Here is a 20,971-nt window from a genome sequence, read left to right as displayed (position 1 = left end):
TACAGCGGCAATCTCTTGGCTAAAATAGAATCACAGAAAGTGTTTTTCATGTTTCAACCTACCTTTGAGCATCAGGCCGCCCGTGAAGCCGCCGGCGACCTGGACGACATTCAATTCTTGCGGGCCCTGTTCGACAATATCCGCCCCAAAGTATCGACCGATATTGAAAGCGCCAGCAAGGCGCTACAGGCGCTATGCTTCCTGCTACAGCAACACCCGCAGTATGCGCTGTCATTGCGCAACAGCCTGCTCAGATTACTGGATGAAAAGAGCGTGATTTCCCTGTATTCCGAGCATGGCATCCAGTCTGACCTCGGCTTTTTCACAGAAATTTATCGCCGCCTCTCACACAAGCTCTTGCCAGAAGTCCCCGATCCCAAATATTTAAAAGATGTGTTTGGACAGGTTTTCCATCAAAGCAGCGATGTGGATTGGGTCATTGGCATGCCGGATACCGTCTGGCGGGACTTTATGTACACCTTGCACATAGACCAGGGTGACCAGCAACAACAGCAGAATTGCATACAAGAACTGAAGGATGCCTTGCAGGTGCTTTCATACCGCTTATCGGCTTCAGGACTGGATCCTGAGCTGATCTTGCAACATGAGGACCTGGAATCGAACCGCTCGCCATTCATCACGCAAAACATAGAGATTCAGACGTTTTTGGCACTGGCGACAATACAGGCCGAAGACATACAACACCTTTACAGTGTCCTCAAACGCTGCGAACAACTCACACACGAAATCCGCAAGGCTAACGCTAACACCGGCACCAGCATCTCGCTCACTGCCCTCATGCAACGCATCTTGCAGCAGATTCAACGCATGCAGTTACTGTTGGATATCTTGCATGGCCTGATCCTCAAGCATGATGTCAGTGACGCGATCACGCGCCTGCTCAAGCAGCTGGTCGACGCCGAGTGCAAGAAAAACAACCTGTCTGAATACTGGCGCCAGAACACTGAGTTACTGGCCCTGCGCGTGACTGAAAATGCCAGCCATACCGGCGAACACTATATCGCTCAGCACCGCAATGAGTACTTTAAACTGATGGGGTCAGCCATGGGCGCTGGCATTATTATTGCCGTGATGGCGATGATTAAGATCATGATTGCCAGTTACCACTTGCCACCATTGACCGAGGCCATCCTGTTTAGCCTGAATTACGGCCTGGGCTTTGTCATCATCCACTTGCTGCACTTTACCGTCGCCACCAAACAGCCCGCCATGACGGCCGCCACCATTGCCGCCACTATCGACGACCATGGTCACGACAGTAAAAACATCCACAACCTGGTCAACATCGTGGCACAAACCACCAGCAGCCAGACCATTGCCATCCTGGGCAATGTTGTGGTGGTAATCCCAGTGGCTATCCTCATCGACTGGCTCATCATGCAAACAACCGGCCACCATTTCATCGGCACCGAAAAAGCGCATGCCCTGCTGGATAGCAACAACCCCTTGATCAGCCTGACGGCACTGTATGCGGCGGTGGCAGGTGTCTGCTTGTTCCTGTCCGGCCTGATTGCGGGCTACCATGACAACCTAGCCGCTTACAACCGGATTCCCGAGCGTCTTGGGCATTTGCGCTGGTTACAAATACTGCTGGGCAAAGAGCGTTTGTGGCGAATCACCGAGTATATTCGCCATAACCTGGGCGCATTGGCCGGTAACTTTTATTTCGGCTGCCTGCTGGGCTTTGCGTCGGGGTTGGGCGTCATGCTGGGCCTGCCGCTGGATATCCGTCATGTTACGTTTGTCGCAGCGTTCTCTGGGTATGCATTGCCGGCACTGGACTTCCAGGCCAGTCATTACATTATCGGGACTGCGATTCTGGGCATTGCCCTGGTCGGTACACTTAACCTGATGACCAGTTTTGGCCTGGCGATTTATGTCGCCATGAAATCACGCAAAGTACGCTATCGCCATTGGAAAGCCTTTTGGCTGGAGTTGCTGACCGCCCTGTATAAACAGCCAGGCAAGTTTATATTGCCGCCACGCAAGCCAGACTAGGCGTTACGCGACACAACATTTGCGAAAATCTTAGACAGGCATGCTGCCAAACAGCATGCCTGGGGTGAAAGAACGCGACTAGGCAGCCAGCACCGCTTCTTTTTCCATGACAAAATGAAACTCGCCATGTTGCTTGTTTAAAGACAGCAATTTGACCGGGTGATTGTTGATCAGGTTGCGGATATTTTGTTCGCTACCCGCAGACGTTGTTTTCACCAGCAACACTTGGCCTGGCGACAGGCGCTCCAGTACTTCTTTGGTTTTTAGCATCGGCAACGGACTATCCAGGCCGGTTAAATCAAGTTCAATATCAATCTGGTTATGCATGGTTTCCCCTCCTCGTTTAGCATGGTCAATGAATACAGCCAGCGTACCGCACCAGGCGCCACGCGATACTTTTACTCGTCCAATGACTCTTCTTCAAATGATGTGTCGTCCTGCACACTCTTGCCTTCCATCACCTCGCGTATCATTTTAAACAATTCGCGGCTGCTCTTGGGCGGTTTACCGGCGGCGTGCTCTTTTTGTGCATTGCGAATCAGCGTACGCATCTGCTGCACATGCGTTTGCGGAAACTCGGCAATAAATAATTCTATGGCTTTGACATCCTCCAGCATACGCGTACGCCAGCGTTCCATCTGATGAAAACGGGCATTTTCTTCCTGGTGCTTGCCGTCCCACTTTTGTAATTGCTCGACAATAGGTGCCAGGTCAGTGTCACGCATCAAGCGGCCAATATATTGCATCTGGCGACGAATCGCGCCATTAGCGGTAATGCGTTTGGCTTCTGCAATCGCATCCAGTAACGACTCTTCTAATTGCAGTTTTTTCAGTTTGTCCTTGGGCAGTGCCACCAGTTGACGGCCTATCTCCTGCGCAGCATCCGCTTCTGCTTTCAATCGGGTTTTACTGGGCTGGGAATCATCAAAGGTTTCAGATGTCATGGTAAAAGCAATCTCTGCCAAATCGGGTATGATAACAGTTTTAACTGCCAAGCAAAAAACAAGCGCGTACAGCATGCAATCGGATCAACTTCAACAAATCGCTCAAGACATCATTCAACTGGCACGCAAAGCAGGCGCCAGCAGTGCCGAGGCAGAGGTCAGCTTTGGCACCGGCCAGAACGTTTCCGTGAGGCAAGGCGAGACTGAAAACATCGAATATAACCGTGACAAAGGCTGTTCGGTCACAGTTTATTTTGGTCAGCGTAAAGGCTATGCCAGCACCTCGGATTTAAGCCCTCAAGCCTTGAAAGATACTGTTGAAGCTGCCTGCAATATTGCAAAATATACGGCACAGGACCCTTTCTGCGGCTTGGCCGATGCGGCATTGATGGCCACTGACTTTCCAGATTTGTCACTGCACCATCCCTGGCATATAGAGGTGGATGCGGCGCTAGCGCTGGCCAAGCGCTGTGAAGCAGCAGCCCTCGCCGTCGACCCGCGTATCAGCAATAGCGAAGGCGCCAGCATTTATAGCCAGAGCGGCGCTTTTGCTTATGCCAACAGCCATGGTTTTATTGGCGGCTACCCTAGCTCACGCCACAGCATCAGTTGCTCAGTCATCGCCGAAGCGGATGGCCTCATGCAACGTGATTACTGGTACAGCAGTGCACGTGATGCGCTAGACCTGGCAACACCAGAGCAGGTCGGCCAGACAGCAGGCTCACGTACGGTTAAGCGCCTGGGCGCCCGCCCAATCAAAACCGGGCAATATCCGATCTTATTTGAAGCACCATTGGCCAGCGGACTGATAGGCACCTTGATTAGCGCCATTTCCGGTGGCAATTTATACCGGAAATCGTCTTTTCTGCTCGACAGCCTGGGCCAAACCGTGGCCAGTCCATTGCTGCAGATTGATGAAAATCCGTTTGTACTCAAAGGCGCTGCCAGCAGCGCATTTGATAGCGAAGGCGTGGCTTGCCGCCCACGCACACTAGTTGAAAACGGGGTGTTACAAGGCTATTTACTGGGCAGCTATTCTGCCCGCAAACTGGGCATGCAATCGACCGGCAATGCCGGAGGCGCACACAACATTGTGGTACGCTCTACAGGCCACAGCCTTGAGCAATTATTGCAGGCCATGGGTACCGGCCTGCTGGTGACAGAATTACTTGGACATGGCATGAATATGGTCACTGGTGACTATTCCAGAGGGGCGGCGGGCTATTGGGTAGAAAATGGTGTGATTGTGCATCCAGTAGAAGAAATCACTATTGCCAGCAATATGAAGGATATCCTGAAAAACATTGTTGCGATCGGTAACGATGTCATTCCTCACAGCTCACGGCAGACGGGATCCATATTAATTGAACGCATGACGGTTGCTTCATCAGAGTAAATAAGCACGTTAGCGCCTGCGGGCACCCAAATAAAAAAGGCTTTGCAATGCAAAGCCTTTTTTATTCAACGTGTGGGCATCATTATTGCGCAGGCGTTGCTGGCTCCACCACGGTCAACAAGGTTTCATCAACACCAGCCACCATCGCGCTAGCATCAACCTCAACCACTGGCACTTCTTCGCCTGTAGTCTGGTCAGCCTGCTCCAGTAAAGGTGGCAATGCCTCAACGGCTTCACCAGCAGCTTCACTCAATTCAACGACGTCAACCGTTGCAGCAGGCTCGGCCACTAGGGCAGCACCTTCCACGGTTGGCTCAACGCCCTCAAGCTGACCAACCTCAGACTGACCAATAGGCGCAGTCGATTGTAACAGTACTGCGTCAGCGCCTGTCGCTGGTGATAACTCAGAATGCGTTGGCGTGGGTGCATCTTCATCCGCAGGCTCAAACTCGTCCTGCAACAACTCTTGAGGCACCAAGCCATCCTGAATCAGGCTGGCACGACGTTGCAAATAAGCATCACGCATGAACGCATATGGGTCAATCGACGCGTTATCCACCAAATCGGTCGCATCCAGCAATTGCGTACGCTTATCCAGCAGCTGCACGGCACGCACCTGGTTGTGTGCACGGATCTGGCCGGTATTGTGCAAATAGGTAATCGGGTCAGACGTCACAGTGTCAATAAACAGGCCGCTGGCATCGCGGATGGTGCTTGGGCCAATAATCGGCAACACCAGATAAGCGCCGGAACCTACACCCCAGTAACCCAAGGTCTGGCCAAAATCTTCCTGGTGTTTTGGCACATTGTCCATGCTGGCCACATCAATAAAGCCAGCGATACCAAAGGTGGAGTTGATCACAAAACGCCCGGCATCGGTAAAGGCCTGGGCAAACTTCAATTGCAGCAAGTCATTGACGATGGTGGTCAAGGTGCCGAGGTTGCTGAAGAAGTTGCTGATGCCAGTACGCACAGGGGTAGGCGCAACCGCTTTGTAGGCTTTGGCGACCGGCTTCATGGCGTAGCGGTCAGCCACATCGTTAAACTTGTAAATTCCCCGGTTGATGCCTTCCAGCGGGTCTTTATTGGTTGTGGCACAACCAGAGACACCCACTAAAACGGCAGTCAATACGATCGCTCTCAGTGTTTTCATATTTGTCATTATGTTTAGAAGCTTTTCAAGCGCATTTAAATTGTTGTATCCCCAACAGTGCTTGCATGTGTGTCCTTCGCCAGGGCTTGTCATGACAGTTAACGGAACGCTCTTCTAAAAATTGAAGGGATGCTGGTTAAAAAATCATCGAATTGACCAAGCCATTCTCGCTGCGGCCCAAGCTTGACACGCAGTCAAACACATTTATTCTACATCAAATGTCATCTTTGCTTCACATTATTTTTGTATAAGTGCAGCGCCAATTCGCGCTGTTGCGCATGATCCACCACAGGGGCCGGGTAATCCCCCATTAACCCTTTGTCAAACAAGGATTTTTTACGAAATTTTTCTGCCCAGGGCGCATGAATCTGCTGGTCATCAAGCACCGTTAATTCTGGCACATATTTACGGATAAATTTACCTTGCGGATCAAACTTTTCCGACTGCGATTGCGGGTTAAAAATCCTGAAATAAGGCTGTGCATCACAGCCGGTGGACGCCGCCCATTGCCAGCCGCCATTATTGGCCGCAAAGTCAAAATCAATGAGCTTCTGCTCAAAATAACGCTCGCCCCAGCGCCAGTCAATCAGCAGATCCTTGACCAGAAAGCTGGCCACCACCATGCGCAAACGGTTATGCATATACCCCGTTTGATTGAGCTGGCGCATGGCCGCATCGACAATCGGGAAGCCAGTGCGGCCTTCGCACCAGGCGGCAAACCAGCCAGCATCATTGGGGAAAGGTAGCGCTTCATACTCCGGCTTGTAAGACCGGCCTTGTTGCAGGTCTGGCCGATGGAACAGAATCTGGAAATAAAAATCACGCCAGATCAACTCACTCAACCAGATGGCGGCGCCTTCATTACCAGCCAATGACAATTGCCAGGCCGCATGGGCTAACTGGCGAATAGAAATCGTGCCGAAACGCAAATGCACTGAGAGGTAAGACACGCCCTTCACAGACGGATAATTGCGCGCCTCATGATACTGGTCGATACGCTGTAAAAAGTCGTCAAATAACCGTTGCGCACCCGCCATGCCGGTCGGCAGTCGCAACTCAGCAAGATTGGTACGCTGAAAGCCGAGTGACTCCAAGGCTGGCATGGGCTGCGGCGTGACCGCGGCCAGGTGATGCAGATACTTTTTGACCGGGTAAGCCTTGAGGTAAAACGCGTTCAATTTGGCCAAGTGTGCATTTTTATAAGGCGTGAATACCCCATACGGCTTGCCAGTTTGCGTCATCACCTCATCTTGTTCAAACAGCACCTGGTCTTTGAACAAATGTAGTGTTTGACCATGACGCAACAGCGCCTGGCCCACGGCTTCGTCACGGGCAATCGCGACTGGTTCGTAATCCTTATTGGCATATACCGCAGTCACATTTAGCGCGCTGGCCAGGACTGGAATCTCCGACTGTGCACGGCCGTGCAAAACCACGAGATCGCCACCTTGCGCTTGTAAAGACTGTTTGAGTGCCCGCACGCTTTCCCAGATAAACTCTACCCGGCGATCCTGTTTATCGCTCAAGGCATCCAGAATATCGGTATCAAAAACAAAAGCGACATAAACTTGCGTATGGCGCTTTAAGGCGTGATACAGCGCTGCATGATCATCGTCGCGCAGGTCGCGACGCAACCAGACCAGGGCACTAGACATCGTTATTCTCGGTGATAGGGATGACCACTTAGAACGGTGTGGGCGCGATAAAGTTGCTCGGCTAGCATCACACGCACCATGCCATGCGGCATGGTCAATTTAGACAAACTGAACAGCCATTGTGCCTGCGTTTTGAGTTGCGCATGCAAGCCATCGGCCCCACCAACCACCAGTGAAACATCACGCCCCATTTCCTGCCAGCTTTTGAGTTTTTCTGCCAGCTGCAAGGTGGTCACGGCTTGCCCACGCTCATCCAGCGCCACCAGGTAATCTTTACCGGCGACTTCCAGAATACGCTTGGCCTCGGCTTCTTGCACCACTTCACTGTTTTTACCGGCTGCGCGTTTATCAGGCTTGATTTCGATGATGCGTGTTTCGAGCTCGCGTGGCATGCGCTTCAAATACTCTGCGCACGCCGTTTCAACCCAGTCGGGCATTTTATGGCCGACCGAGATGATATTCAGCTTCATATCAGGAGAGAGATCGGACTTTTAGGCAGCAGAGGCCGCGCGGCGGGTTTGCGACTCGCTCCACAGCTGTTCAATGTTGTAGTAAGCGCGCGTTGCCGGGACCATCACATGGACAACGATATCGCCCAAGTCCACCAACACCCACTCGCCTTCTTTTTCGCCCTCTACGCCACGTGCATCCAGGCCTTTTTCTTTCAGCTTTTCACGCACGTTATCAGCAATCGCCTTGCATTGGCGGGTGGAATTACCACTGGCGACGATCATGTAACTGGTGACCGCGGTCATATGACGCACGTCCATCACCGTGATATCAAAGGCTTTAATATCTTCCAGCGCGTCAACAACGGCCAGCTTCATGTCCTCCAGGGACAATACATCAATGTTAGGTTGCATAGGGGTACTCAAAATCAGGCAGCTTGCGCAGGGATATGGTTTTTCTGTTCGACGATGCGATTTTGCGCATCGACATACACCAGTTGCGGATGGTAATTGGTCAATTCGGCTTCGGTATATTGCGAATAGCTGGCAATAATAATCAGGTCATCAGGGTCGGCTTTATGTGCCGCCGCGCCATTCACCGAAATCACGCCAGAGTGGCGCTCGGCACGAATGGCATAAGTTGTGAAACGCTCACCATTGTTGATGTTGTAAATCTGGATCTGCTCATATTCGTGAATATTAGCGGCCTCCAGCAAGGCTTCATCAATCGCACAACTGCCTTCATAGTGCAGCTCGCTATGCGTCACACGCACCCGATGCAGCTTGGATTTCAACATGGTTCTTTGCATTGCGTCCCTTAGCTCGAACTTCCGCTCGCGCGGAAAAGGTCGTAATTATAAAGTTATCAATGGCTTAGCGCAAAATAAATTTATAAAAAATGCCTTCAATCTCGCTACGCACTGACTTCACAATTATCAATCAGCCGCGTCTTACCCAACCTGGCTGCCGCCAGTATCACCCAGTCGCTGGTCTGCGCATCCGGCAAGGTCAGTGACTGTTGACGCCTGATCTCTACATAATCTACCTGCCAGCCCTGCTGGCTCAGCATTAAACAGGCTTGCTCGCGCAAAGTGGCATAGTCGCGGCGGCCAGACAGCAAGGCCTGTTTGATGCTTTGCAACTGCTGGTTTAACTGCGCCGCCTGTGTTTTTTCCGCTACTGTTAAATAACCATTTCTTGAACTCATGGCCAGGCCGGAAGACTCGCGTGCCGTTTCCCCGGCAATAATTTCAATATCAAAGTTGAGTTGTCGCACCAAGGCACGAATCACCATGAGTTGTTGATAGTCTTTTTTGCCAAACACCGCGACCTGCGGCTGCACCATATGAAACAATTTAGCGACCACGGTGGCGACGCCTGCAAAATGACCAGGACGACTGGCACCACATAAATCATCGGCCAACGGTGGCGGCTGAATCACCATCTCCTGGTGCAAAGACTGACCATCAAAATCCGGATACATTTCTTCCACAGCGGGTGCAAACACCACGTCAGCGCCCACGGCTTGCAACTTCTCGCAGTCAGACTGCAAGGTGCGCGGGTAACTGCCAAAGTCTTCATTCGCCCCAAATTGCAGCGGGTTTACAAAGATACTGACCACGACCAGGTCAGCATGGTTCTTCGCCAGCGTCACCAGCTGGCAATGTCCCGCATGTAAATTACCCATGGTCGGCACAAAGCCAACCCGTTGGTTAGCACGGCTGGCTAAAAAGGCGCGCAATTCGCGCAAGGTGTGAAACAACTGCATGTAGACTCTTTCAAATCCGACAAAATCCAGAGTGGCTCAATATATCACACCGCACTATTATTCAGCCCCAGCCTATCAAAGATCACTTTACCGGCAATTGACAAGCACGCAGGTCCACGCCTATAGTCATCATTTGCAACTATCTACAATTATTAACATCAGGAGTAAGTGAATGAGTGTGATGACCGAGTTTAAACAATTTGCGCTGAAGGGCAATGTCATGGACCTGGCGGTCGGTGTCATCATCGGCGGCGCCTTTGGCAAGATCGTTGATTCCATGGTCAACGACATTATCATGCCGGTCATCGGCAGAATTTTTGGCGGCTTTGATTTCAGCAATTTATACGTGCCACTCAATGGCCAGTCGGCTGACCTCGCCCTGGCAGAAGCAAAAAAACTGGGGGCGGTGCTGGCTTACGGCAACTTCGTCACTATTGTGCTTAACTTTATCATCCTGGCATTTATCATTTTCCAGATGGTTAAATTCATGAACAGCCTGAAACAGGCAGAACCACCACCAGCGCCAGCAGCAACACCGGAAGACATTGTCTTGTTGCGTGAAATCCGTGACAGCCTGAAAAAGTAATTTTTGGGTGATGTGTACATGACAAAGGGCGCCAAGGCGCCCTTTATTTTTAGTTCTGTTATTTAACGCTTACAAATCCGCCGGATTAGGCTGAACCTCATACGTCTGGCCTGAGCTCGCATCAGAACCATCATTATTCAGGAACACCACCACGCTGACCTGGTCATCAATCAGATCCAGCTCTGTCGTCGGATAATACGCTCCAGCGGCATCTTTATTGATATTGTGGTAATGCCAGATTGAGGCCACCACGCGTCCGCTATCCTTTAACTTCACATCTTCAGCGCGCGCGGGCTCGCCTAGCAAGGCGATCAATTGTGCGCGGTTCAATTTACCGACCGCATCGACAAAGCCTTGTTCGTCCTCTGGAAACTTAGCTGCCGTCGCGCCCGCCAACGCAGATCCGCTTAAAGACAATAATGCAACAGCCACCACTCCGCTCAACCAGGTTTGTGCTTTCATCATGACTCTCCTTTATTCAGAAACTCAGGCAATTAAAACAACAATAGGTTCCAACACGGCAAGGCTACACAGACTCGATTGGGTAAACCTCTTCCGGCAATTGCTCAACCAATAGTACATGCACGCGACGACTGTCGGCATGGACGACGGTGACACTTAAATTATCAATACGGATATGCTCGCCACGTTTGGGCAAATGGCCGAAGTGATTCACCACCAGGCCACCGACGGTAGAAAACTCTTCATCGCTAAACGCAGTACCTATCGCTTCATTAAATTCAGGGATTTCAGTCAGCGCCTTGACGCGGTACTTGCCCGGCGCCTGGAAGATAATGTTGCTTTCATCTTCATCATCGTCGTACTCATCTTCGATATCGCCAACAATTTGTTCGAGCACATCCTCAATGGTGACCATGCCTGCCACGCCACCATACTCATCAACGACAATGGCAATATGGTTACGGTTACTGCGAAATTCTTTTAACAATACATTCAGGCGCTTGGATTCTGGAATAAACACCGCCGGGCGCAACATATCGCGCAGCTCGAACGACTCACTGGCGTAATAGCGCAACAAGTCTTTGGCCAGCAAAATGCCGATGACATCGTTTTTATTATCTTCAATGACGGGGAAACGGGAGTGCGCCGTTTCGATCACAAACGGCAAAAAGCTTTCTGGCGGCTGGGCAATGTCGATCACGTCCATTTGCGAACGCGGGATCATGATGTCCCTGACCTGCATTTCACTGACTTGCAGGACACCTTCAATCATGGCGAGCGAATCGCTATCCATCAGGTGATTTTCATAAGCCCCATGCAGCAACTCAACCAGTTGCTCTCTATCTTCCGGCTCACGCAGAAGAAAGTGACTTAATCGTTCTAAAAGAGAGGGTTTGTGTGACAACTTATCCGGCTCTGAAGCCATAGTTACTGCTGAAAACAGCATCCTGTATAACGCGTTAACTTAAGCATACATGAAAACGGACGTCGATGTCACCTTCATGACATGGGTTGTTTGACTTATTCAAGGCCACCCCTGGCGCTGTATGACAGACAAAGATTTGTCACTTTCCGCTGTCAACAATCGATATAAAAGATTTAATTTCTGCTAAATTAACACTTATGTTGAATCGTCTCTTGCCTTTCTTACGTACGCTGTCCCAATCACTCGCCTGCAAGGTGTTTGCCGGACTGCTTGTCTTTTATTTCCTGTTTTCCTGGCTAGCCATCAACCCACTGGCAAAATGGTTGTTGCCCTGGGTAGCAGAAAGCCAGTTGGCAAGCAAAGCCAGCGTAGAAAAAGTGACATTTGACCCGCTACGCCTGACCGCGACCATCGAAAAGTTGGCCCTGACCGAGAAAAGTGGTGCGCCACTGGCATCTTTTGACAAGCTAGTGGTCGACCTTGAAACCAGCGGCCTGTTCGACTGGGCCTGGAAGCTCAAGCAAATTACACTGACAGCGCCGCGCGTCGATGTGCATATCTCCAAACAAGGCCGCCTCAACTGGGCCGACCTGATTGCCAAACTGAATGAAGATCCTTCACCACCGAGCCCTGACCTGCCACGCGTGATCATTGAAAACATTTCGATCAGCCAGGGCAATATCGATTATCAGGATGCGCAGCACGCCTCACCATTACAAGCATCACTTAAGCCACTGGACTTTGAGCTGGAAGGCTTTTCCACGTTACCCAAAGACCGTGGTGACTACCTGATTGCCGCCAAACTGCCGTACCAGGGCGCGACCATCAAATGGAAAGGTAATTTCGGCGTCAATCCGTTGGCGTCGCAAGGCTCACTGGCGATTGAAGGCTTGCAAATCGCCAAAGTCATGCAATGGGTAAACACGGCCAACTTGCCGCTGCAAATCACGGCAGGTACGTTTGCCAGTCAGTTTAACTATGATTTTTCTTTACCGAATCAACAACCGAAGCTGTTGGTCAGCGATGCAAAGTTGCGCGTGAATGATTTGGCAGGTGCACTGACGCAAGGCGACAAGCTCGCGTTCACGCAGTTAGAGGTCAAAGCCAAGCATCTGGCGCTTGATCAACAAAAACAGTTATTGGTCACCACACAAGATATCGATGTGCAACTGGACCAACTCAAACTACATAAACCACAGGCAGCGCTTGCCATTGCCAAAAGCAGCCTGACTTTACCCAAGCTGGTCTTCGCACAGGACAGACAGGCACAACTGACATTTGACAACCTGAATCTGCATATTGAGCAAACACAGCTACAACAGGCGCAAAAAACATTATTTGCGCTGCCAGAACTGGCGATCGAAAATGTCAGCCTCAATCTGGCCGAACGCCGGGTCAATGTAGCGCATATTTTATTAAACAAAGGGCAATTGTCGGCGACGCAAACGGCTGCCGGACTTGATTGGCAACACGCCTTTGCCGAACCTGCAACAGCCACGCCCTCACCTGCTGAGACCCCTGCGGTGCCAGATGAAAAGGTCAATGAAAAGGCCAGCGCCCCCTTCCAATTTGCGATAGACGACATTGCCCTGGCACACTGGCAGCTCGCTTATACCGACCAGCAATTTGCCAAGCCCTTGCAAGCCACGGTTGGCGACTTAAATATACAACTTGGTGTGGACAATACGTCAGGCCTGGCGCTAAAAAATGTGCAACTGGAAGCCACACAACTCAGCGTGCAATCAGATAAAAAACCCGCCGCCCAATTGGCCAAATTTGCACTGAGTCATGCACAACTGGCGCTGGACCAACAAAAAATCGACATTGCCGCGATTCAATTACAAGGGCTTAAAACAACGGTCATCAGGCAAGCGGATCAACGCCTGAACTGGCAAGCCATACTGTCACCGGCTTCAGGCAGTCACACAACAACGGCCAAAACAAGCACACAAACAGCAACATCTGCGAAACCATGGTCTTACGCCGTGAAGCGGCTGGCCTTGCAACAGGCTGACATTCATATTGAAGATCAATCAACGCCGACACCTGTGGTGCTGGATGTGGTGGATGCCAGCGTGGAAGCTAGCGACCTGAGCCAGAATATGGCACGCTTGCTGCCGGTGAAAGCTGGATTCAAGGTCAAACAAGGCGGTCAGTTCAACCTGCAAGGCAAACTGGCTGCAGCCCCTTTTAAAACCGAGTTGCAATGTACACTCACCGAGCTGGCACTGAAACCCTTTGCCCCTTATATCCAGCAAGCTGCCTTACTGCAACTGGAAAACGGTTCCGCCAGCCTGCAAGGCAAACTGCAACAAACCAGCAGCGGGACGACCAAGTTTGACGGCGGCTTTAGTGTCAACCAGCTGTCCATCCTTGAGGAAGCGAGCCAGCAACCGTTTTTACGCTGGGAAAAACTGCAAGGGGACGGCTTGGCGCTGTCACTGGCGCCCAACAAGCTGCAATTAAGTACGCTGACCTTAAGCAAACCGCAAAGTAAATTCATCATTTACCCTGACCGCAGCCTGAATATCACCAAGGTCATGCGCACGGCTACACCAGACCAGGCGGCAACCACATCAACCACAACCAAGGCGGCCCCCGTCCCCGCGAGTCAAACCACAGCAACGGCCACACCTGCCAGCACTAGCAGCGATTTCCCGGTGGCAATTGATACGGTACGCATCAATAACGCCGAACTGGAATTTGCTGACTTATCGCTGCCACAACCGTTCGGCACGCACATCCACACCCTGGGCGGCGTCATCAATGGCATCTCCAGCAACCCGTCATCCACCGCGCAAGTCGAACTGGACGGCAAGGTAGATGATTACGGTGCAGCACGCATCCGTGGCTCGTTGCAACCATTTAAAACCACAGAGTTTACCGATATTAAACTGGCCTTCACCAACCTGGAGATGAATCGCCTGACCCCCTACTCGGGTAAGTTTGCCGGGCGCAAAATTGAATCTGGCAAGCTGTCTGTAGACTTGGGCTATAAAATCAAACAGCGTGTACTGGCGGGCGAAAACAAATTTGTCATCAACAAACTCACCCTGGGTGAAAGAGTTGACAGTAAAGATGCCCCCAACCTGCCCCTGGACCTGGCGATTGCCATCCTGGAAGACAGTGATGGCGTGATCGACCTCGATTTGCCAGTCAGCGGCAGCCTGGACGACCCCAAGTTCAGCATAGGCGGGATTGTCTGGAAAGCGTTCACCAATGTGCTGACCAAAATTGTGACCGCACCGTTCAGTGCGCTGGGTAAACTGTTTGGCGGCGGAGAAAAACTGGAGGCGATTACATTTGATGCAGGCAGTGCAACGCTTTTGCCACCAGAACTGGAAAAACTGCACGCTGTGAGCACCGCTCTAAGCAAACGCCAGCAACTCAAACTGGGGGTGTTGCCAGGCTATGATGTTACAGCAGATACACGCGCCATTCAGGAAACCACGTTGCGCAAACAAGTCGCGGAAGAAGTGGGTGTGAAACTGGAAGCAGGCCAGGCAGCGGGGCCGATTGATCTCAACAACCCCAAAGTGCAGTCTGCCATCAAAACATTGTATGACCGTTTAACTAACAAGGGGCTGCTCAAACGGCTGGCGTCAAAACTGGAGAAGACCCCTGCCGGGTTTTACGAGCAGGCCCAGGAAACCTTGACCACCAGCATACCAGTAACAGAAGCTGACTTACAGGCTCTGGCGACTACCCGCGCGGCAGCGATTCAACAAGCGTTTGTGGCATTAGGCGTTAACCAGGAACGTATCGCTATCACCAATCCCGCGACCGTGAAATCGGAGCGGGATCATGTGCCTAGCAAACTGACACTGGAAGCTATCAAGCATTAATGTGGGCGATGTAAAATAGTTAAGCGAGCTATCTGCTTAAAGCAGCGTATGCACAACCCAGTATCAAGATGCACGTTGAACTTCCGGAGTAAAGGGCGGCAATTTTTTTCGCAATTCTGTGCCACAAGGTGGATGGCACGAAAACACCCGCCACTTGTTCCATATGCACCGCTAGAGCCAAGTCATCCTGGTAAATCGGCAAATGCTCATAACGGGTCATGTTTCCTGACTCCGCACAGATTACTTTGTGCTTACACGATGGGTTCTAGTGCTCTCTACCGCCCAAAAGCAACCAAATGACTCAAATTATCAACCGCGACGGCAGCGCACCACGCCACCCACCACACCCAAACCCAACAATAGCATTACCACAGGCTCAGGCTCAGGCACCGTCACGACTTTTCCGGGACTCACTGCCCATGCATAAAATAGATTGTCTTTACGGCGGTCGTCGTCCTGGTAGCCGATGTAGGTGAGGAAGTGCCACGCGCTATCATGATCCGGCCTTTCAGGATACGTCGCGGACTCCGTGCCAGACCAGTAAATATAAGATTGTTCGTTGTCAAAGCTGGCGGTGTTTGGGATGCTGTTAAAATCAGTGCCGTTTAACTCTTGGTAAAAAAGCTCTACCAACTCATCGCCTTTGGATGTACCGTTGGTACTGGTGTTCGAGCCAACCTCTTCATTAGCAACAGTAGGTAAATACCATTGATTGCTACCTGCGTATTTAATGCTGTTGAGGTAGTTCACATAAGCCAGGGCACCAAACCAAGTTGTTTGTCCATTCACGGAAAAGTCACTGGCTGAAATTGTGTAAGAGCCTGTGGGGCTAATAAAGTTAGGTGTGTTGCTAATGGTGGGGCTGGCGGCGACAATGGCATTAACCACGGTGTTAAAGCCTTGGCTTGTAAACAGCGTCCCTAAGAGATTGCCGTCTTTAGTCCAGGTGACATCGCTCACTGAGCTATATACCAAGTCTTTACCATTAGCGGTATAGCTTGTGAGGGTGGCGTGTGCACTCAGGCTTACGCTGCAAAATCCAAGAGTAGCGGCGATAAAGGTGGATTTAATCGGGAGAAAAGAAAATCTAAACATAAAAAATAGCGAGCCAAAAAGTCAGAAATAGTTTTTATATCACAAAATGTAAATAGTAGTAAGGATGAAGTCACTATCTATTGGATTTTGAAGTAAATATATGGCAAATACTGGATTTGTTGAATAGGTCATTTGAGCTATTCATTTTTTTGCCAAAACAATGCGTCTTGTGCGAGCGCTTTGCTTAAGGCAACTTATTATGCCTTTGAACACGGAGACACGGCAGCTATTTGCTAGCATGGACGGTGCGTTAGGGGAAACGAAGGTCGGGTATCAATATAGACTCTAAAACATTAGCACCGTGAGCAAATGCTGAAAAAACCGCAATACTGGTGATAACAGCATGCCGAGGATGCCGGTAAACAGCAGCGCGATGAGGATCAGCATGCCAAAGCGCTCGATTTGTGCAAATTTGATTGCCATGGGCATGGGCAGCAAACTGACCGCGATCCGGCCGCCATCCAGAGGTGGCAATGGGAACAGGTTCAGCACCAGCAACACCAGATTAATCTGAATGCCAGCCAGGCTCATTTGCGACAGGAAGCCTTGTGCCGTATCGGGAAACAAACCGCCCCTGGCCAACAACAGCCCCCACAACAATGCCATGACAAAATTGGAGGCAGGGCCCGCCAGTGCCACCCACAACATATCCTGTTTGGGACGGCGCAATTGCCCGAAGTTGACCGGCACCGGCTTGGCCCAGCCAAACAGCACGCCGCCCAGGATAATGCTGAGCGCAGGCAGTAAAATTGTTCCAATCGGATCTATATGCTTGAAAGGATTGAGGGTAATCCTGCCCATGCGCTCAGCGGTCAGGTCACCAAAAAACTTGGCGGCATAACCATGCGCCGCTTCATGTACCGTGATGGCAAACAGGATGGGTAAGGCGTAAGCGGCAATTTTCTGTACAACAGTGAGTTCCATGTCATGCTTCCAGCTAAAGTCAACACTCTGCAACAGAGTCTAAGAATCCTAAGGTGCGGCCAGATACCGCCAAATCAAGGCCATGGCGCAACGCCAGCGCGCACCAGTTCTGGCGGGTCTTGCGTCAAATCCACCACCGTCGTGGCTCCCACGTGCACGATGTCACTGTCGATCACGGCGTCAATCTGGTGCTCCAGGGCTTCACGGATTTCCCAACCGACTGACATGGGCGCTTCATCGCCAGGCAACTGCAAGGTCATGCTGAGCAAGGGCGAATCCAATGCCTCCAGCAAAGCTTGCGTAACCACATGCTTAGGCACGCGCAAGCCAATGGTGCTGCGCTTGGGATGCTGCAAGCGGCGCGGCACTTCACGGCTGGCTTCGAGTAAAAAGGTATAAGCGCCCGGCGTCATCGCCTTGAGCAAGCGGAACTGGCTGTTATTCACTTTGGCATAAGTGCCAATCTCAGCCAGGTCACGGCAAATCAACGTAAATGGATGCTCATCATCGACACCACGCAAGCGGCGGATACGGGTTTGCGCGTCCTTGAACTCCATCAGGCACACCAACGCATAACTGGAATCAGTGGGGCATGCCAGCACCCCGCCCTGCTTTAATAGCTGCGCAGCTTGCTGGATCAAACGGCTTTGCGGGTTTTCCGCATGAATCACAAAATACTGTGCCATGATTTAGAGAATGCGCTAACCCGCTACTGCTTGCAGTTGACTGGCTTCGGGCCAGTCCTGCCACACAGGCACGCAACCGGAAGGCAATGCGGGCAAACGCCCCATATCCATATAAGACATGCCCGGGCCGTGGTAATCAGAGCCTTGCGAAGCTTTTAAATCAAAACGATGCGCCAGTTTGGCAAATTGCTCATACTGCGGCGGTTGATGACTACCAGTGACCACTTCAATCGCTGCACCACCCAGATTTCTGAATTCATTTAATAGCAGATGCATATTCACAAATCCCAAGTCATAGCGACCCGGGTGTGCCAGGACAGCCACCCCGCCACTATCACGAATCAACTGCATGGCCTCTTCCAGGCTCATCCATTCATGATTGACGTAACCAGGCTTGCCTTTGACCATATATTTTTTAAACACTGACTTGATGTTCTTGGCGTGGCCGCGCTTGACCATAAACTGGGCAAAATGGCTGCGCGTCATCACGCTGTTACCCGAGAGTTCGCGCGCGCCTTCATAGGCGTCTGCGATCCCTGCTTTTGCCAGGCCTTCGGCAATTTGTCTGGCGCGGGCATCGCGCCCTTCGCGTACTTTAGCAAAGGCGGCTAACAATTCTGGATGTTGCGGATCGACACGCAGACCGACAATATGCAAAGTACGATTTTTCCAGGTGACGGAAATCTCAACGCCATCAATAAAAGAAATCCCTAATTGCTCAGCTGCAGCACGCGCACGCGCCAACCCGCTCACCTCATCATGATCAGTCAAGGCGAGTACCCGCACGCCCTTGCTCGCCGCATGCGCAACCAGTTCTTCAGGCGTGAGGAGCCCGTCGGACATGGTGGAATGGCAGTGCAAATCAATGGGGACAGACATGATCAATAAGGGGCGCCGTTTGAATAAAAAAGAGAGACAGTAAAGCGACTAACTTTACATATTGACAGAAATCATAGCAAAATAGTGCCCTCACAGATAGCAGGAATTCAGTCGCCTGAAGCCAGTCATGCAAGTCATTACCGATTTACTCCCCGTCATTCTCTTTTTTATTGCCTATAAAAAGGCGGGCATCTTTACCGCCACCGCCGTCGCCATGATCAGCACCTTGGTACTGATGCTGATACTATGGATCAAACGTGGCAAGATAGACAAAATGCTGGTGATTAACGGTGCGGTAATTACTGTGCTCGGTGGCATCACCTTATTGCTGCATGATAAAACCTACATTATGTGGAAGCCAACCGCCATTTACTGGATAGGGGCACTGGTATTACTATTCAGCCGCTACGCCCTCAAGCGCAACCTGATCGAAAACATGCTGGGCAAAATGATGGCACCGCCGCTCGCAATCTGGGACCGACTCAACCTGTGCTGGATTGCGTTTTTAGTCGGCATGGGCATCCTCAATCTGTATGTGGCCTTTCACTTCAGTGAAGACGATTGGGTCAACTTCAAACTGTTTGGTGCCACCAGCCTGATGTTTATCTTTATTATTGCGCAAGTGTTTGCGCTAAAAGCGCACTGGATTGAACAAAACACACCTTCTGCCTGACTAAGAGACACGACCATGCTTTACATGATTTACGCCCAGGATACCGCCAACAGTCTGCCACTGCGGCTGGAACATCGCCCGCCGCATCTGGCACGTTTGCAACAGCTGCAAAATGAAGGGCGCTTGCTGCTCGCCGGGCCATTACCCGCCATTGATAGCATAGACCCTGGTGCAGCCGGGTTTAGCGGTAGCCTGATTGTGGCAGAATTCGACTCTCTGCAGGCCGCCACCGATTGGGCCAATGATGACCCATTTGTGCATGCCGGCGTCTATGGCAAAGTAGAAGTCAAACCCTTTAGAAAGACATTGCCATAACATGTTAAAAGCAGAAATTGAGCACCGTTTGCAGTCGCTGGCGCCGACGCTGCTTGAGATACAGGATGACAGTGATTTGCATCGCGGACATGCAGGCAATACCGGCGGCGGGCATTTTACGCTCAAGGTAAAAAGCTCGCTATTTTCAGGAAAATCACAGATAATGCGCCATCGCATGGTCTATCAATGCTTGCAAGATTTAATGCCTCATCGCATACACGCGCTCAGTATTCAAGCCTTATCGACTGATGAGTCATTTGTTTGAAACATTTCTGTTTTTTAATATCGCACCAATTCAAATCGTTATATAAGGATATTGCATGAAATTTTTGAAAGTAATGTTGGCGATTGCTTGCTTAAGCGCACTGCCACATGTATACGCGGCGGATGCCGATGCAGTTGCTACAGTCAACGGCAAACCGATTAAAAAGACCTGGGTAGACTTTATTTTGCGCGATGCCGAAGCACGCACTGGCCAGAAAGCCAATGACGGCATGAAAGCAGCGGTTGTGAACGAATTGGTTGGTTCCGAACTGGCTTACCAGGAAGCACAAAAAGCGGGCATCGACAAATTGCCTGACTTCATCGCGAGCGAAGAGTTGGCGCGCCGTAAATTGCTGGTCAATGCTTTCCTGGCTGACTTTATCAAGAAAAACCCAGTGACCGATGCCGAGAAAAAAGAAGGCTACGAGCAGTATAAAAAAGAACTGGGCGACAAAGAATATAATGCGCGCCACATTCTGGTGAAAACTGAAGCAGAAGCCAAAGCGATTATTGCCGACCTGAAAAAAGGCACTGACTTTGCCAAGATTGCTAAAGAAAAATCACAGGATCCAGGCTCTAAAGACAAAGGTGGCGATCTGGGCTGGTTCTCACCGGCTGGCATGGTAAGACCATTTGCCGATGCGCTGGTTGGCCTGAAAAAAGGTGAAACTACACCTGAGCCAGTACAGTCACAATTTGGCTGGCATGTCATCAAACTGGTCGATACACGCGCACTGCAAGCACCACCGTACGAAAAAGTGCAAGAAGGCATTGAGCGTACACTGCAACAACGCAAGCTGGAAAAATACATGCTGGGTCTGAAAGACAAAGCGAAGATTGATGTGTCTGGCGTTGAAAAAAAATAAGCCTGGATCATCTGTCCACCCAATAAAAAAGCCAGTTTAGACTGGCTTTTTTATTGGGTCAGCCGCT

Annotated in this window: 22 protein-coding genes; 8 read left to right on the top strand and 14 right to left on the bottom strand. The window is 51.0% G+C overall.

The window, feature by feature from the left end:
• Positions 1 to 48: 48 nt before the first annotated feature.
• Entirely contained in the window at positions 49 to 2,019 is a 1,971-nt protein-coding gene (locus INP79_RS04460; protein ID WP_194753094.1) for a site-specific recombinase, read from the top strand.
• 78 nt (positions 2,020 to 2,097) lie between these two features.
• Here INP79_RS04460 and INP79_RS04455 read toward each other — a convergent pair whose 3' ends face one another.
• Positions 2,098 to 2,346 carry a sulfurtransferase TusA family protein gene (locus INP79_RS04455; RefSeq protein ID WP_194740756.1) on the bottom strand — a complete coding sequence of 83 codons (249 nt, stop codon included), beginning with the start codon at positions 2,344 to 2,346 and terminating at the stop codon, positions 2,098 to 2,100.
• A gap of 71 nt (positions 2,347 to 2,417) precedes the next feature.
• A complete protein-coding gene (gene yjgA, locus INP79_RS04450) occupies positions 2,418 to 2,963 on the bottom strand; it encodes a ribosome biogenesis factor YjgA (RefSeq protein WP_194740755.1) in 546 nt (181 codons plus the stop codon).
• 73 nt (positions 2,964 to 3,036) lie between these two features.
• On the opposite strand from yjgA, the gene pmbA reads away from it, so the two are divergent.
• A complete protein-coding gene (pmbA, locus tag INP79_RS04445; RefSeq protein WP_194753093.1) occupies positions 3,037 to 4,359 on the top strand; it encodes a metalloprotease PmbA in 1,323 nt (440 codons plus the stop codon).
• An 82-nt stretch (positions 4,360 to 4,441) separates the two neighbouring features.
• Here the strand turns inward: pmbA and INP79_RS04440 are convergent, their stop codons facing one another.
• The 6 genes from INP79_RS04440 to panC form a co-directional block, all read right to left on the bottom strand.
• Entirely contained in the window at positions 4,442 to 5,512 is a 1,071-nt protein-coding gene (locus INP79_RS04440) for a VacJ family lipoprotein (RefSeq protein WP_194753092.1), read from the bottom strand.
• A gap of 221 nt (positions 5,513 to 5,733) precedes the next feature.
• Positions 5,734 to 7,167: a deoxyribodipyrimidine photo-lyase gene (locus tag INP79_RS04435; protein WP_194753091.1), complete on the bottom strand. Its 1,434-nt coding sequence runs from the start codon at positions 7,165 to 7,167 to the stop codon at positions 5,734 to 5,736.
• 2 nt (positions 7,168 to 7,169) lie between these two features.
• On the bottom strand, positions 7,170 to 7,637 hold the full coding sequence (rlmH, locus tag INP79_RS04430) for a 23S rRNA (pseudouridine(1915)-N(3))-methyltransferase RlmH (protein ID WP_024929681.1): 468 nt from the start codon (positions 7,635 to 7,637) through the stop codon (positions 7,170 to 7,172).
• 21 nt (positions 7,638 to 7,658) lie between these two features.
• Positions 7,659 to 8,030, bottom strand: coding sequence for a ribosome silencing factor (gene rsfS / locus INP79_RS04425; protein ID WP_194740751.1), 372 nt, complete (start codon positions 8,028 to 8,030; stop codon positions 7,659 to 7,661).
• 14 nt (positions 8,031 to 8,044) lie between these two features.
• Positions 8,045 to 8,425, bottom strand: a complete 381-nt coding sequence (gene panD, locus INP79_RS04420) for an aspartate 1-decarboxylase (protein WP_194740750.1) — start codon at positions 8,423 to 8,425, stop codon at positions 8,045 to 8,047.
• Positions 8,426 to 8,529: 104 nt separating this feature from the next.
• Entirely contained in the window at positions 8,530 to 9,384 is an 855-nt protein-coding gene (panC, locus tag INP79_RS04415; RefSeq protein WP_194753090.1) for a pantoate--beta-alanine ligase, read from the bottom strand.
• Positions 9,385 to 9,556: 172 nt separating this feature from the next.
• Between panC and mscL the strand changes: the two genes are divergently transcribed.
• Positions 9,557 to 9,970 (top strand): large conductance mechanosensitive channel protein MscL, encoded by a 414-nt coding sequence (gene mscL, locus INP79_RS04410; RefSeq protein WP_194753089.1) that lies wholly within the window; start codon positions 9,557 to 9,559, stop codon positions 9,968 to 9,970.
• 69 nt (positions 9,971 to 10,039) lie between these two features.
• Here mscL and INP79_RS04405 read toward each other — a convergent pair whose 3' ends face one another.
• The gene (locus INP79_RS04405; protein ID WP_228519712.1) at positions 10,040 to 10,435 is read right to left on the bottom strand and encodes a hypothetical protein; all 396 of its coding nucleotides are present in this window, start codon (positions 10,433 to 10,435) and stop codon (positions 10,040 to 10,042) included.
• A gap of 61 nt (positions 10,436 to 10,496) precedes the next feature.
• Positions 10,497 to 11,357, bottom strand: coding sequence for an HlyC/CorC family transporter (locus INP79_RS04400; protein ID WP_194740747.1), 861 nt, complete (start codon positions 11,355 to 11,357; stop codon positions 10,497 to 10,499).
• A 197-nt stretch (positions 11,358 to 11,554) separates the two neighbouring features.
• On the opposite strand from INP79_RS04400, the gene INP79_RS04395 reads away from it, so the two are divergent.
• Positions 11,555 to 15,202, top strand: a complete 3,648-nt coding sequence (locus tag INP79_RS04395; RefSeq protein WP_194753088.1) for a DUF748 domain-containing protein — start codon at positions 11,555 to 11,557, stop codon at positions 15,200 to 15,202.
• Positions 15,203 to 15,511: 309 nt separating this feature from the next.
• On the opposite strand, the gene INP79_RS04390 is transcribed toward INP79_RS04395, so the two are convergent.
• From INP79_RS04390 to INP79_RS04375, 4 genes are all read right to left on the bottom strand, one after another.
• Positions 15,512 to 16,297: a PEP-CTERM sorting domain-containing protein gene (locus INP79_RS04390; RefSeq protein ID WP_194753087.1), complete on the bottom strand. Its 786-nt coding sequence runs from the start codon at positions 16,295 to 16,297 to the stop codon at positions 15,512 to 15,514.
• 285 nt (positions 16,298 to 16,582) lie between these two features.
• A complete protein-coding gene (locus INP79_RS04385; protein WP_194753086.1) occupies positions 16,583 to 17,221 on the bottom strand; it encodes a site-2 protease family protein in 639 nt (212 codons plus the stop codon).
• Between the two features lie 74 nt (positions 17,222 to 17,295).
• A complete protein-coding gene (locus INP79_RS04380) occupies positions 17,296 to 17,907 on the bottom strand; it encodes an L-threonylcarbamoyladenylate synthase (RefSeq protein WP_194740744.1) in 612 nt (203 codons plus the stop codon).
• A 15-nt stretch (positions 17,908 to 17,922) separates the two neighbouring features.
• Complete coding sequence (locus INP79_RS04375) at positions 17,923 to 18,786, bottom strand: 3',5'-nucleoside bisphosphate phosphatase (RefSeq protein WP_194753085.1); 864 nt, start codon at positions 18,784 to 18,786, stop codon at positions 17,923 to 17,925.
• 127 nt (positions 18,787 to 18,913) lie between these two features.
• Between INP79_RS04375 and INP79_RS04370 the strand changes: the two genes are divergently transcribed.
• From INP79_RS04370 to INP79_RS04355, 4 genes are read left to right on the top strand one after another with little or no spacing between them, the layout of a single operon-like run.
• The gene (locus INP79_RS04370) at positions 18,914 to 19,459 is read left to right on the top strand and encodes a septation protein A (RefSeq protein WP_194753084.1); all 546 of its coding nucleotides are present in this window, start codon (positions 18,914 to 18,916) and stop codon (positions 19,457 to 19,459) included.
• A 15-nt stretch (positions 19,460 to 19,474) separates the two neighbouring features.
• Complete coding sequence (locus tag INP79_RS04365; protein WP_194753083.1) at positions 19,475 to 19,774, top strand: YciI family protein; 300 nt, start codon at positions 19,475 to 19,477, stop codon at positions 19,772 to 19,774.
• Between the two features lies 1 nt (position 19,775).
• A complete protein-coding gene (locus INP79_RS04360) occupies positions 19,776 to 20,039 on the top strand; it encodes a BolA family transcriptional regulator (protein WP_194753082.1) in 264 nt (87 codons plus the stop codon).
• A gap of 55 nt (positions 20,040 to 20,094) precedes the next feature.
• Complete coding sequence (locus tag INP79_RS04355) at positions 20,095 to 20,904, top strand: peptidylprolyl isomerase (protein WP_194740739.1); 810 nt, start codon at positions 20,095 to 20,097, stop codon at positions 20,902 to 20,904.
• The last annotated feature ends 67 nt before the right edge of the window (positions 20,905 to 20,971 follow it).

This window comes from Methylophilus sp. QUAN (assembly GCF_015354445.1).
GTDB lineage: Bacteria > Pseudomonadota > Gammaproteobacteria > Burkholderiales > Methylophilaceae > Methylophilus.
The sequence above is the reverse complement of the archived record's forward strand: the minus strand, read 5'-3'. Positions and strand labels throughout refer to the sequence as shown.

Coding starts and splice junctions, on each gene's coding strand:
- INP79_RS04460 (WP_194753094.1), top strand. CDS start 49: ATGTTTCAACCTACCTTTGAGCATCAGGCCGCCCGTGAAGCCGCCGGC.
- INP79_RS04455 (WP_194740756.1), bottom strand. CDS start 2,346: ATGCATAACCAGATTGATATTGAACTTGATTTAACCGGCCTGGATAGT.
- yjgA (WP_194740755.1), bottom strand. CDS start 2,963: ATGACATCTGAAACCTTTGATGATTCCCAGCCCAGTAAAACCCGATTG.
- pmbA (WP_194753093.1), top strand. CDS start 3,037: ATGCAATCGGATCAACTTCAACAAATCGCTCAAGACATCATTCAACTG.
- INP79_RS04440 (WP_194753092.1), bottom strand. CDS start 5,512: ATGAAAACACTGAGAGCGATCGTATTGACTGCCGTTTTAGTGGGTGTC.
- INP79_RS04435 (WP_194753091.1), bottom strand. CDS start 7,167: ATGTCTAGTGCCCTGGTCTGGTTGCGTCGCGACCTGCGCGACGATGAT.
- rlmH (WP_024929681.1), bottom strand. CDS start 7,637: ATGAAGCTGAATATCATCTCGGTCGGCCATAAAATGCCCGACTGGGTT.
- rsfS (WP_194740751.1), bottom strand. CDS start 8,030: ATGCAACCTAACATTGATGTATTGTCCCTGGAGGACATGAAGCTGGCC.
- panD (WP_194740750.1), bottom strand. CDS start 8,425: ATGCAAAGAACCATGTTGAAATCCAAGCTGCATCGGGTGCGTGTGACG.
- panC (WP_194753090.1), bottom strand. CDS start 9,384: ATGCAGTTGTTTCACACCTTGCGCGAATTGCGCGCCTTTTTAGCCAGC.
- mscL (WP_194753089.1), top strand. CDS start 9,557: ATGAGTGTGATGACCGAGTTTAAACAATTTGCGCTGAAGGGCAATGTC.
- INP79_RS04405 (WP_228519712.1), bottom strand. CDS start 10,435: ATGATGAAAGCACAAACCTGGTTGAGCGGAGTGGTGGCTGTTGCATTA.
- INP79_RS04400 (WP_194740747.1), bottom strand. CDS start 11,357: ATGGCTTCAGAGCCGGATAAGTTGTCACACAAACCCTCTCTTTTAGAA.
- INP79_RS04395 (WP_194753088.1), top strand. CDS start 11,555: ATGTTGAATCGTCTCTTGCCTTTCTTACGTACGCTGTCCCAATCACTC.
- INP79_RS04390 (WP_194753087.1), bottom strand. CDS start 16,297: ATGTTTAGATTTTCTTTTCTCCCGATTAAATCCACCTTTATCGCCGCT.
- INP79_RS04385 (WP_194753086.1), bottom strand. CDS start 17,221: ATGGAACTCACTGTTGTACAGAAAATTGCCGCTTACGCCTTACCCATC.
- INP79_RS04380 (WP_194740744.1), bottom strand. CDS start 17,907: ATGGCACAGTATTTTGTGATTCATGCGGAAAACCCGCAAAGCCGTTTG.
- INP79_RS04375 (WP_194753085.1), bottom strand. CDS start 18,786: ATGTCTGTCCCCATTGATTTGCACTGCCATTCCACCATGTCCGACGGG.
- INP79_RS04370 (WP_194753084.1), top strand. CDS start 18,914: ATGCAAGTCATTACCGATTTACTCCCCGTCATTCTCTTTTTTATTGCC.
- INP79_RS04365 (WP_194753083.1), top strand. CDS start 19,475: ATGCTTTACATGATTTACGCCCAGGATACCGCCAACAGTCTGCCACTG.
- INP79_RS04360 (WP_194753082.1), top strand. CDS start 19,776: ATGTTAAAAGCAGAAATTGAGCACCGTTTGCAGTCGCTGGCGCCGACG.
- INP79_RS04355 (WP_194740739.1), top strand. CDS start 20,095: ATGAAATTTTTGAAAGTAATGTTGGCGATTGCTTGCTTAAGCGCACTG.